This is a genomic window from Shewanella pneumatophori, assembly GCF_023283895.1.
In the GTDB taxonomy this organism is placed as follows: domain Bacteria; phylum Pseudomonadota; class Gammaproteobacteria; order Enterobacterales; family Shewanellaceae; genus Shewanella; species Shewanella pneumatophori.
In genome coordinates, this window is the sequence record NZ_JAKILB010000002.1 from 509,645 (window position 1) to 522,390 (window position 12,746).

A 12,746-nucleotide genomic window follows, 5' to 3' on the forward strand; every position below is an offset into this window, starting at 1 on the left:
TTAGTCGTTTTTATTGTGGTTAGTATTGGCTTCAATACGTTCGAGCGTAGCAGATATTTGCTGTAAAATACTGATAACACTAGCATCATTGTTTTCATCTTGATTAATGATGTGCTCTTGATTGTTGTCCACGTTCATTCCTTAAGTGTTTCATGTAGTTATTCGGGTATCGGCAACCCTGTTTAGTATTTGTGAGCTGTGAAGAACACTAGATGTTACTGTGGTGTTACGACTTGTAACCCTAACCTAAGCAATATTGTGGTTAATTTAAAGGCATATTATTTTGAAACAAACTCAGGCTTTCTATTGCTGGCTTCTCGGCGTAGGTTAGTTTGCAGCTAGTTTGTTTAAGATATTTACGATAAGGAAACGCAGATGATTAAGTTATATGGGATCCCACGTAGCAGGTCTTTACGGGTGTCGTGGACATTAGAAGAGTTAGGGCTTGATTGGCAGTATCAGCATATTAATTTTGCCAATGGTGATGGTCGTGATCCTGAGTTTTTAGCAGTTAACCCTTGCGCTAAAGTACCTGCATTAGTTGATGATGGCTATGGGATTACTGAGTCTGCAGCCATTGTATTATATCTGGCAGAGAAGTATGGCGAGGGTAAGTTGCTTCCTAGGCCCGGTACGCATGAATCGGCACTGCACCATAAATGGGTGAGTTATATTATTAGTGAGCTTGAACAGCCGCTTTGGAGCATGGGCAAGCATAAGTTTGCGTTACCCGAACCACAACGACTCGCGGCTATGTTGCCTGTAGCAAAGTGGGAGTTTGATAAAGCGGCGGCAATCGCTGAAAAGTGGCTACCTGATAGTGAGTTTTTATTGGGAGAGCAGTTTACCGTGGCGGATATTTTATTGGGTCACACATTGTTGTGGGCGACCCGTTTTGAGCAAGATATTCCACCTAAATTGACGGCGTATCGTGACCGAATTACTCAGCGTGCAGCTATGGTGAAAGGCTTGGCGAAAGAAGAGGGGAAAGCTGAATAAGCCTTTATTGGTAGTAATGTTATTAGGCTTGAAAACCCAGTAATAAAAAAGCATCCACTATATGAAATAGATGGATGCTTGTTTAATGCAGGACCTAGTACCTAGGACCTAGAATCTAGGACCTCGAATCTAACGCTTATAGCTGAGTTTTAGCCCAAAGTGCGCGGTTTTCACGGCTTTCTTTTAAGCCGTCTTTATCGCGGAATGCTTTGTATGATTCAAAGTCTAATGGCACAAGTACCACGTCAACTTCTAGCATGAGTTTGCATTCTTTCTTAATGCGGTAAGCCGAAACGTTATATAGTTCAGCAAGTGGCAAAGTGCCTAAAAACTCTGGGTTGTACTGGGCATATAAAGCTTGAGTTGGATAAACCACAAAGCTTAGGGTGCGCTTTGGCTCAGTCTTAAATAACTCTTCGATACCATCACAAGTATTAAGCACTTGCATTTCAATCGCTTCATCTATTTCCATTAGCTTCTTTTGCACAGGCATATGTGCAGGCTTTTCGCCAGCTTCCCATGAGATGACGTCAGCTTCTGTTACTTTGCCGATTTCAGCAACTTGCGCAGTGGTTAGTGCAAGAGAATGACGAAGGTACTGCATTTCAATGGCATTTAGGCCAAGTTCTTTAGACATGTTGTTTCCTTAAATAATTTTCGTGGACGCGTGGGCTTATACGTGCTGTATTAGCTGCGCATCCAAACTTCTTCAGCCCAGTCCCAGAACGATTCCCAAGAGTCGTCTTCATAGATCTCATCATCTTGCCAAAGTTGAATTTGGCCTTCTTGGCTAATGAAGAAAAAGCTATCGCCTTGCTGACAGATTGGCACATATTCACGCGGTAAGCCGATTGACCACGCATACGCGGCCACTTCTGGCAGGTAAGTATGCGAATTAGGGTCGCTTGCGGTTACTGGCTCTAGGCTGCCGCAAATAACATCACTGGCATAAAGTAAGTATTCTTTTAGCTCCATTGGTAGTGGGATAAGAATTTCTTCTTCCACTTCAACAATTTGTTCAAAAGTTGCTAGCTCTAACGGTACAGGTACCGTTTCGCTCATTTCTTGGAGTTGCTCAATGATATCGTTCATAAGTTCTTAGAGGCATTTGGGTCTGTTAACTATTGGGGCGGAGTATATACCCAAATCGCTAAGAAGTGCAGGTTGATGTATGAGATATAGCCATCAGATAACAAGTTGCTCGCCTAGCATGGCTTTTGGTAATAGTGATTGACGTTAATGCAGGCTAGCTGGTGGGCGGTAAACAATAAAAAAGGAGCCATATTGGCTCCTTGATTTTAACTGTTTCGCTTAAGCTTGTTTTACTGGGTGAGAATTAAGCCGCGGCGCTAATAATATTAGCTTGGTCGTTACGCTTATATTTAAGCCACGCTTTATGGTAAAGCTTGTGTGACTCTTGACGTAGCTGAGTGATTTTTGCGGTTTCAATTTCACTTAAGTCACGTTGCTGTTTATTAGCCGATGCCTGAATTGATTGCACTTGCTCATAAACCTGATGCTCGGCGCCGCTTTTAATCTCTGCAATGTCGGCTAGATGTAGCTGCACTTCAGCAATCATTTGAGATTTAGGTAATTTTACCAGCAGGTTTAAGTCACGGTAGCCAGACTCTTTTGGCGTTGCAAAGCGGTTTTTAACCTGAATAATTTGGCTGTCTGTTTTGAGTAAATCAAACGCTTGCATCAGGTTGTGAATATCGTTACTAACAATGCTGGCGCGTACTAGGTCGGTAAGTTGGCTAGCATCGTTATCAAGCTTATTTTGTACTTTGGCTTCGGCTCTTTCACGGCTTTTAATATCGGCAAGTATTGATTGAGTTTGAGACTCTTTGCTGATCATATTAAGTAGCTGTGCTAGCTCTTGCTGAGCATCATTGGCTTGGCTGTATAAGGTGTCGAGATCGGCGCTAGTTTGTCTCGGCACTTGATATTGCATTGACTGAATAGCGGTAAGGCCATCAAGGTTTTTAGACAGAGCAAGTTTGGCGCAGTAACTGCCGTTATTCTTGGTATTGCCTTGCTGGTGATCAACAGTGTGAGCAAAGGCTGTACGGGTCGACAGTAACAGTAAGAAGATGAAAAATGTCCGTAAGATCCGGTTCATAGCTGTCCTAATTTGTGGCTGTGACTGTAATCTAACTTGATATTGCTTAAGCTACGCTGAATGGCAAATTAACATTTGTTCATAGTGTGGGAGAGATCGCTTAAAAGTGAAAAAGCCGTTGAGAAATGTGTTCTCAACGGCTTTTTTATTTTGTGCAAAACAGGCTAAATTTAGCTAGCTTGGATTACCAAATTTTGACGCGTTTTTCAGGTGCGATATACATTGCATCGCCCGGCTTAACATCGTAGGTGCTGTAGAATTCTGGCATATTTGATAATGCGCCTACTGCACGGAACTCTGCTGGTGAGTGAGGGTCGGTTGCTACACGGTTACGCATTGATTCTTCTTTGATTTTTGCACGCCAAATTTGGGTGAAACCAATAAAGAAACGCTGGTCGCCTGTTAAGCCGTCAATTACAGGTGCAGGCTTGCCGTTAAGTGACTTTTTATAAGCACGGTAAGCAATGGTTACACCTGAAAGATCACCAATGTTCTCGCCAAGAGTTAGTTCGCCATTAACATTTAAGTCGTCAAATACTGCGTAGTCGTTGTATTGATCAACCAGCGCCTTACCACGTGCGGCAAACTCAGTTAAATCTTGCTCGGTCCACCAGTCACGCATGTTGCCTTCGCCATCAAACTTAGCGCCTTGGTCGTCAAAACCATGGCCCATTTCGTGGCCAATAACAGCGCCAATACCACCGTAGTTAACGGCGTCATCTGCTTGCATGTTAAAGAACGGTGGCTGCAAAATCGCTGCTGGGAACACGATTTCATTCATGGTTGGGTTGTAGTAAGCGTTTACAGTTTGTGGCGTCATGTGCCACTCCCACTTACGGATTGGGCTGCCTAGCTTTTCAAGCTCTTTAGCATGGCTTAGCTCGCTAGCACGTACATTGTTGCCATATAAGTCATCGGCTTTAATGGTGAGTTTGCTGTAGTCTTCCCAGCGATCTGGGTAGCCAATCTTAGGATCAAACTTAGCCAGTTTATCTTTAGCAGCGACTTTGGTGTCAGCACTCATCCATTCAAGTGACTCGATACTGTCGCCGTATGCGCCACGTAGGTTTTCAACGAGCACTTGCATGCGCTCTTTTGCTTCAGGCTTAAAGTGGCGTTTCACGTACACTTTACCTACAACTTCACCGAGTAAGCTGTTTACGGTTGAAACCCCGCGCTTCCAACGTGGCTCTTGCTCTTGTTGACCATTTAGAGTCTTAGAGAAGAACTCAAAGTTCTCGTTATCAAGATCTTCACTTAGCGTGCTGGCTGCGTGAGTTAGCACGTGCCACTGCATATAAGTTTTCCAAGTCGCTAAATCGGTATCTTTAATGACTTGGTTTAGGCCTTGAATATAGCTTGGTTGGTTGATAATGATATCGGCTTGCTTGTCAGCACCAAGGGTCGCTAAATAACCGTCCCAGTTAATATCCGGTGCTAAAGTTGGCAGATCTTTGATTTGGTATTTGTTATAAGTCTTAGTGCTGTCACGCGTTTCAACCACATCCCAATGCTTTTTGGCAATTTCGGTCTCGAGTGCCAAAACAGCTGCTGCGCTCTCTTTTGGATTTGGCAGACCCGCTAAGCTGTACATCTTTTCAATGTGCTCAAGATAGGCTTTACGAATATTCACAAAGCGCTCGTCCTGATTTAGGTAGTAATCTTTTTCTGGCAAGCTTAAGCCATATTGCCAAATATGAGTGGCATAGCGGCTTGAGTCTTTGGCATCGACGTTAATATAAAACGCCATTGGCGTGCCGCCGCCTTGAATTTGGCTGCGAGCAAAGTAAGTGACTAGCTCGTCTTTTGATTTAATCGCGTTTACTTTTTCAAGCTCGCTAGCAATAGGCGTTACGCCAAGCTTGTTTAGGGTATCGACATCCATAAATGAATTATATAAAGCCGCCACTTTTTGCTCGTCGCTGCCATCTTTTAGATTTGGCATTGCGGCAACTTCTTCGATAATGACTTTTACGTCATCACGTGATTTTTCACGTAGGTCGTAAAAGGCACCAGAGCTGGTGCGATCGCTTGGAATGACCGTATCTTTAATCCAAGTGCCGTTTACATACTCATAGAAGTTGTCTTGTGGGCGAACTGATTTGTCGAAATTAGCAAAGTCGATGCCTGATGTGAGCGCTTGCTCAACCGCAACAGCGGTTTCTGTTTTGTTTGCTTCTGGTGCCGTTACTTCGGTAGGTTCACTATTACAAGCGCTGAGGCCAACGATAAGGGAAGCGCAGAAGCCCCCAACGAGTACTTTTTTCATTTGTTCTTCCTTTAGTCTGTATCGTCAATTGTTATTGTATCTAGTCTGTTTTATCAATTACGACTAGTTGAGCGCTATATTGGTGCGCTTTAATTACCGATTGTTTTAGGTCTATAAATATACATACGGTTACTTATGTTAATGTTTTTGGCGTGCTTCCAACAAGCGTCAGTTTGTAACTAATTACTATTTTGACAAAATTACTTATATGAAAAGCCGCCAGCTAGCATTTAAGAACAGCTTGTTATTGATAGAACTTCACAGACTCGCTGCAAAACTATGTTGTTTGTTTACCATCGAAAGTACGCAAAACTTTGCCCTTTAGTCACACTGGCCTCATAATGTCGGCCATTATGGTTATATAGCTGAGTTCTGCCTGTGCGTTTAGATAAATTTATTTGTGAGTCAACTTCACATTCTCGTGTTTCTGCCAAAAAAGCACTACATCGTGGCGATGTAACTTGTAATGGCGAAGTGGTTAAAAACTCAGGCTTTAAGGTCACTGATGAGCATGAGATCCGCCTAGAGGGTGAGCTGCTAACTATTATTGGCCCGCGCTTTATCATGTTAAACAAGCCTGTTGATACAATTTGCTCAACAATTGATGAAGAATACCAGTCAGTTATTAGCTTGCTTGACGTTATCCGCCCTGAAGATTTACATATTGCTGGCCGTTTAGATGCAGACACTACAGGTCTGGTGCTAATTACGACTGATGGTCAGTGGTCACATAAAATTACTTCGCCAAAGAAAGAGTGCGGCAAGCGTTATTTATTAGAAACAGCAGAGCCACTGACTGACGATTTAGTGCAGCAGTTTAGAGATGGTGTACAGCTTAATAATGAAGATGGTTTAACTAAGCCTGCAGAGCTTGAAATCTTAGGCTCGAATCAAGCACGTTTAACGATTACTGAAGGTAAGTACCATCAAGTAAAGCGTATGCTGGCAGCTGTTGGCAATAAAGTGACTAAACTGCACCGTGAAAGTGTAGGGGCAATTGAACTTGATGCTGAGCTTGAACTGGGTGAGTGGCGCTATTTAACTGATGCAGAGATTAAATCTGTTAAATAAAGCTATTATAGCGACAAAGATTAGTAAGCAAGTGTTTAGCAAGTCAGTTAATCGTTCTCGTGCTAAAAAAAGGCCCTCATTTGAGGGCCGAAGAAAATAAGGTTAAGCGTTGTGAAAACAATGAAAACGTTTACTTAACCTTAGTACTCTAAAAATCTTGGTATTAATGCAGTTTTTTACGACCAGCTGCAAATAAGCCAAGTAATGCAAGACCTAAGAAACCTAAACTACCACCACTTGAATCCGTCTCCGGTGCAGGCTCAGCCACCTCTGGTTGTGGCGTACTTGTTGTCGGTTCGGTTCCGTCAGAATTAACGGTAAGCATAAAACTTGTGCTAACCGCATCATTCGGGAAAGCCATATCGTGGGCTGTTACGCTCACCATAGTTTCACCATGCCAATCAGTATCAGGAGTTAGTGTCACCATATTGCCTTCAACCGTTGCAGTCACGTTGTCTGCAGCTACTTGAATGCCATTAGCGGTGTTCTCTTTGTCTTGTACCATGACTTCAAAGCTGATGCTGTTGTTCTCATCAACGCTCATGTTACTCAGTGCACCAATCGCAAGGTTTGATGGCACGTTAAGTGAAGTACTGGTAGTGATGCTGTCGCTACCTGTGTAGTCGCTATCTACAGCAATTTGTAGATCTTGACCTACGCTGGCTGCACCAACACGTACAGAGAATGACAGATCAATGGCTGTTTGCTCAGGACCGAAGTAGTTAGCACAAACCACTAGACCTTCTGAGATTTTTTCATCGACATCATCAAAAGCAAAACTTGAACCACTGTAACCGTATGCTGGACCAAAGGTGCCGCGTGGACCATGGAAACCATGCAGACCGATTGAGCCTAAGTGCGACTTCTGACCACTGATTTTATCGTAGGCAAAAATAAACTCATGCTCACCTGCTGCAAAGTTAAGCTCTGTAGAGGCAAGGAGCTCAAAGCTATAACGCGCATCGTAGTCAGGATCGAAGTTAACACCAAAGGCAAACTCTTGACGCATGTTGTCCCACTCAACGATTAAGTAACGACCGTCAGTTGTCGAGGCAAGCGATACACCATCGTAAGACTCTGTGTTCAAGTTGAACTCAGGCATGATCATGCCATCGCCTCGCCAAAGTGGCGCTATAACTGTATCTGGGAAGAATTGCCCATCCATTGGGAAGTGCAATGACCAGAACAGTGGCATGCTGTCTAACTGAATGAAACCACCTGGTGAAATAGATAAAACATCTTCTTCCATGTAGTCAGGGTTGTTGTTATAAAGCGGGATCCTATCGATACCAAATAGACTAAGTGGAATAGTTAAGATCTCATTGGCGCGGCCGCTAATTGCAAACTCTGGCTCAATATTAGCTTCTTTATACAAGTCTAAGTAATACGGATTTGAACCTACAGGAACGCGACAGGTTAAGTCATTTTCACTGGTAGTAAATTGATACTCTCGGGCTTGTGTATTACTGGCTTGCTGCATAGTTGCAAGATTAATTTGGTTACCTTCAACTGTCAGCGAATCGGCCAAGTCTTGGTTATTACTGCTAGCCATTACTGAATCTGCTACTAGCTGTAAGCCGTCTGGTAGGGCTATCCGCATGTTGGCATCACGCTCAAGACCTAACATGTTTGGTGCTAATTGTACGTTTACTTGAACAATGTCACCTTCTTTAGCTTGCTGCTGGCTGGTGCTAATCATCAGGTCGTCACCGGCATGGACTAAGTTAAGCGCCATCTTGCCAAGATTACCGACATTGTCAGCGCTATTACCTACTTCAACTAAACCGTAAAAACGCTCACCTTTGGTTGCACCATCCAGTGACCAGTTCATGGCTAGGTTGTAAGGATCAATACCATTGGTTGTTTGTGGGCCAGTGACGCTTAGATCGCCATTGTCTGTGCTTGGAATAACCGCAAGGCTGGTAGTGATGCTATCTAATGTGTCTTCTTCATCACCCCAAGGACGTTTGAAGTTACCTAACATTGCCCAATAGCGACCAGGCATCGGATTATTAATTGCGCAGTAGTCTTGTACATCGGTAAACGAATAACAGATTGCTTCGTCGTACCATTCAACCAGACCATTTTCATTGAGATCCATACCGATATCGAGTGAGCTTGCAGCAGCTTTATCTTGCGATACCTGCTCCCAAACTATGCGAGCGGTTCCTTCTGGTACATCGAAGAAGTGAACGTTAATACCTGGGTTATTGGCTATTGTTTGAGGATCTTCAAAGTCGATATAAGCAGCACTCAGTTGACTTTCAACAACATTACCCGCGGTTAAACCATGAACTTTAACATTCAGTTCAGCGATCTCTTTAGTCATGAGTTCTGGAGTTAATAACGTACCGTTATCGCGATGGATAAGGCCTGATACGATTTCAGGTAGGGTTGAGCCGCTAAAGCTGGCTATAACCGGTAAGTACTGATCTGGAATCGATGTATTTGCAGGGGTTAGATTGACCTTACCAAATAAATCTAGATTAGCAGAACTTGCATTTACTGAGGTTACGTCAAGTACTTTTGCCGTGACCATGATGCTCTGTGTTTCACCAGCTTTTACCGTAAAGGTTTTTGGGTGAACATCTAGCTCTAAGAATGGCGCGCCATCCATATCTAGGACCTCAGTATCAACAGTCCATTCGCCGTCTTGAGTTGCGGTAAAAGTACGCATCCAAGTACAAGTGCTCTTACACTCTGCATTGACTAGATATGGTACGTTTAGTGCCGTAACATCACCGCCTTCCATTGGGTTAGCTGCGCGGTAGTTGTCACCATTTTCATCCATTACTAGACCGGCTTTTACAGCACGGGCAACATTGATAACACCGCTACCCATTTGGTGGAAGGTCGCAGTTTCAAGTGTTGGTGGATAATCGTTGTTATAGGCTTTACCTGATTGTGCCGTCATCATTAATGCTGACTGGATCATTGCGGGTGTCCACTGAGGGTGCGCTTGAGTCAGTAAAGCTAGGGCGCCGGCTACATGAGGGCCAGACATTGAGGTACCGCTAATCGCGACATAGTCACTTGGTGCAGGGTACAGGCTAAATGGCATTTCATCTGAATAAGCTGCAAATACATCGACTCCAGGTGCTGATACATTCGGTACCATAGTATTAGGGTTGGTGGTACTTGGCCCACGAGAAGAGAAGTTAGCTAAAATATCGGCTTCGCGCTCGCTTGCTGTTATTTCTGATTCATAAATACTGATTTGCGGGGTTGCAGTTGAATTGGCAACCCAATCAACTAATGCATTACCTGCATCATAATCGACGTGCATACCCGGGATTGGGAACGGGTTTAAGTTTAGGCTGTTACCGCCTTGACCATCATCCCAAGAGATAGCGTTATAAAGGATTACGCCACCTGCGCCGCCTTCAGCGACATTGATTCCCTTTTGTACACGGGCAATGTCGCCACGCTTACAAAGTACAATGTCGTTGCTATCGAATGTACCTTCCGCAAATGGCTCTAAACAGAGACCATCGCCAAAGTTTGCTGCATCGACTAAGTTACCGGTAAAGTCGCCTGTGATGCCGTAACCTTCAATATCATCAGGGGCATTGTCGCCAACATAATCACTAATACGGCCTGCGATAGGCTCAATTTGACGGCCATGAGTGCTGGCCGCAACTGAGGTTAACCAAGGTGATACATGGTCAATATAAGATGGACCATACTGGCCCCAGTTACCTGCTGACGCAGCAACAGAGATACCGGCTTCACGTGCAGAGAGAAACGCCATTTCAATGGCATCGTACCAAGGTAGTGATTCAAGGCCACCAATTGAGAAGTTGATAACATCAACGCCATCAACAATGGCATCTTCAATTGCTGCTACGAGTGCATCGCCCGGGCAGCCACCGAAGGTTTCGCCAAATGAGCCACCGCCTGGGTAACAAACCTGGTAAGCGATAATATTGGCACGTGGTGCAACACCTGAAATTTCAGGGAACACTAGTGGCGTATCGAAACCGTCAGACTTTTCTTCCATCCCCGCTAGCTGGTAAGCGACATTTTTTAATACGTTACCCGCAACAGTACCAGCGGTGTGAGAACCGTGACCATTGTAATCTTCACCTGTAGGGGCACGTTTGTAGTCGACTTCCCATTCAGGGATGTCTGGTTGGAAGATAGGATCTTTAAAGGTGTCAGTAATGATGTCGTATGAACGTACACCAATTAATTTACTGTTACACATATTTGGATATTCAACACAGTCACCAACAAAGTTGCCTTCGCCGAGTGGGTTACTGTGAACATAACCATCGCCGGAAACGGCTGCAAATGATGGGTGATCAGAGTTAATACCAGTATCGATAATACCGGCAACAATACCTTCACCGCGCATTTCTACACTATTTGGTACACCGTTTCCTCGCCAAATCATATCGGCACCGATGTGCTTTGGGCCGACATCAGTAAACAGTTTATATTCTTTAGCGCGAGTCACTGCTTTTACACCTGGCAATTCGGCGACTTTAGCCGCTTCATGCTGGCTTAGACTCATAGTCATACCATTTAGCGCCACATTAAAGCGACGTTTAATTTCTGCGCGAGGTGCTACGGCTCTGATTTTGCTGGCAGTAACATCTTGGCTCTCTGTAAGGAAGTTTCGATAGTTTTTAACGGCATCACTGTTAATATCTAGAGTGCCAAAACGCTCATTACTGCGCATTGAAGGTTGCTTGCTACGCGGTGATGTTGCGGCGTAATCGGGGCGTTCACCTTGGTAAAGTGCGATAGGTGAATCCATTAATTGAATAATGTAAGTGTGTTCACCTTCGATTTCGTCTTCCCATACAAACTGTGCTTTATGGCTGCTGCCTTTAGCTGCACGGTGGACGTTCATGCCTACTTGGCCAGGGCGATTTGCTTGGTTTACGCCAGGATGCTTGGGTTTATTCTTATATTGTTCGATTTGCTCTGGCGTTAGCTTGATACCGATGAGGTCTTCATTGCCACCATTTTTGGTATCTACTGATAACGGGTTAGCGACAAGTGTCCCTAAGCCTGTAGCATATAACGCTGCGAGCGTGACTATGCTAATTTTTTTGAGTTTCATGGTCCATTCCTTGTTATTTGTTGTTGCGTGGTTGTTAATCACGCTGTGTTTTTTTAACGGTGGAGGACCATTTAGAGCTAATGCGTTATGCGTATTAGCTTATGCGTATTTTGTATACACTTTAGTTTTTGTTAATATATTATTTATAAATAACAATCAGTTGGGTTTTTTGTTGATATGTTTTTTTTGCATCAGTTCTGATACAAGTTGTAACAGCGGCTGGCTTGTCCACGATTTTCAACCTCTGTATGTTGTTAATTTGTTAACTGTTGGCTTTGGATGAGTCATGATTGAATTTAGGCATTTAAGAAATTTTACTGTGTTGGCTCAAGAGGGAAATTACCAAAAGGCAGCGCAGCGATTGAATTTAGCTCAACCATCATTGAGCCGCAGTATTCAAAGGCTAGAAGATCTGCTCGGCACTGAATTATTGAATCGCGGGCATCAGGCGATGTCGCTAACTGCGTCAGGCGAGCTGGTTCTCAGTCATAGTGAAGAGATTATTCAGGGGGTAGATACCCTGAGAAAAGAGCTGCAGTATTTGCAAGGCAAAAGTAGTGGCCATTTAGCTATTGGTGCGAGCCCTGTTCCTGCTAATACAATTCTAGGGCCGACAATTGGCCGTTTTATTGATCGCTTCCCTGATGTACATGTTGAACTTTCAGAAGGTACTTGGCAGCATAATTTAACTAAGCTTATGCAAGGTAAATTATCTTTGCTGGTTACTGACGTTAAGGGGGAGGAAATTGGCAACGAAGCATTGGTTCAGAGCTTTAATTTACCTTCTTATAATGCGGTTTTTTGCGCCCGTAAAGATCATCCATTAGCAGGTAAATCGACACTAACATTAGCTGATATTAGAAAGTTTCCTTTGGCTATTCCTAGAAACTTACCTGCTGGTGTATTGGATATGTTTGGCGATCTTTTTTTTCAATACCGCAGTGACTTTTCAGGTTTGCTCCATTACGACGCATTCCCGCCTATTATTGGCGCGATTCAGCATTCACAAATGTTAGCTTTGACTCCGCAAGTTGCACTACTCGATGAGAGCATTAGAAATGAGCTACATATTTTTACTCCGCAAGATATGCCGCAACTTGATGTATGTTTTAGTGTCGTAATGCTAAGAACACAAAGCAGCATTGCCGCTAAACGCTTTTTGCAGTTAATGCTCTCAGGTGTCGTGGAGTAATAAGAGGTATTGAAATGCCCTA

General features: G+C 43.8%; 9 protein-coding genes. 3 read left to right on the forward strand and 6 right to left on the reverse strand.

The features are described 5' to 3' along the window. The gene (locus tag L2740_RS21440) at positions 1–132 is read right to left on the reverse strand and encodes a hypothetical protein (RefSeq protein WP_275974010.1); all 132 of its coding nucleotides are present in this window, start codon (positions 130–132) and stop codon (positions 1–3) included. Positions 133–375: 243 nt separating this feature from the next. Between L2740_RS21440 and L2740_RS05240 the strand changes: the two genes are divergently transcribed. After that, the gene (locus tag L2740_RS05240) at positions 376–999 is read left to right on the forward strand and encodes a glutathione S-transferase family protein (RefSeq protein ID WP_248949058.1); all 624 of its coding nucleotides are present in this window, start codon (positions 376–378) and stop codon (positions 997–999) included. Between the two features lie 136 nt (positions 1,000–1,135). Here L2740_RS05240 and L2740_RS05245 read toward each other — a convergent pair whose 3' ends face one another. The 4 genes from L2740_RS05245 to L2740_RS05260 form a co-directional block, all read right to left on the reverse strand. Continuing rightward, positions 1,136–1,636 (reverse strand): DUF4447 family protein, encoded by a 501-nt coding sequence (locus L2740_RS05245; RefSeq protein WP_248949059.1) that lies wholly within the window; start codon positions 1,634–1,636, stop codon positions 1,136–1,138. 50 nt (positions 1,637–1,686) lie between these two features. Next, positions 1,687–2,091, reverse strand: coding sequence for an SMI1/KNR4 family protein (locus L2740_RS05250; RefSeq protein WP_248469912.1), 405 nt, complete (start codon positions 2,089–2,091; stop codon positions 1,687–1,689). 244 nt (positions 2,092–2,335) lie between these two features. Then, complete coding sequence (locus L2740_RS05255; RefSeq protein ID WP_248949060.1) at positions 2,336–3,121, reverse strand: RelA/SpoT domain-containing protein; 786 nt, start codon at positions 3,119–3,121, stop codon at positions 2,336–2,338. Between the two features lie 184 nt (positions 3,122–3,305). Then, positions 3,306–5,390 (reverse strand): M13 family metallopeptidase, encoded by a 2,085-nt coding sequence (locus L2740_RS05260; RefSeq protein WP_248949061.1) that lies wholly within the window; start codon positions 5,388–5,390, stop codon positions 3,306–3,308. A gap of 378 nt (positions 5,391–5,768) precedes the next feature. On the opposite strand from L2740_RS05260, the gene rsuA reads away from it, so the two are divergent. Beyond that, entirely contained in the window at positions 5,769–6,461 is a 693-nt protein-coding gene (gene rsuA, locus L2740_RS05265; protein WP_248469915.1) for a 16S rRNA pseudouridine(516) synthase RsuA, read from the forward strand. A gap of 163 nt (positions 6,462–6,624) precedes the next feature. On the opposite strand, the gene L2740_RS21445 is transcribed toward rsuA, so the two are convergent. Next, on the reverse strand, positions 6,625–11,532 hold the full coding sequence (locus tag L2740_RS21445; RefSeq protein ID WP_275974011.1) for a S8 family peptidase: 4,908 nt from the start codon (positions 11,530–11,532) through the stop codon (positions 6,625–6,627). A 286-nt stretch (positions 11,533–11,818) separates the two neighbouring features. Here L2740_RS21445 and L2740_RS05275 point away from each other — a divergent pair, with 286 nt between their 5' ends. Beyond that, the gene (locus L2740_RS05275; RefSeq protein WP_248949062.1) at positions 11,819–12,724 is read left to right on the forward strand and encodes a LysR family transcriptional regulator; all 906 of its coding nucleotides are present in this window, start codon (positions 11,819–11,821) and stop codon (positions 12,722–12,724) included. Positions 12,725–12,746: the final 22 nt, after the last annotated feature.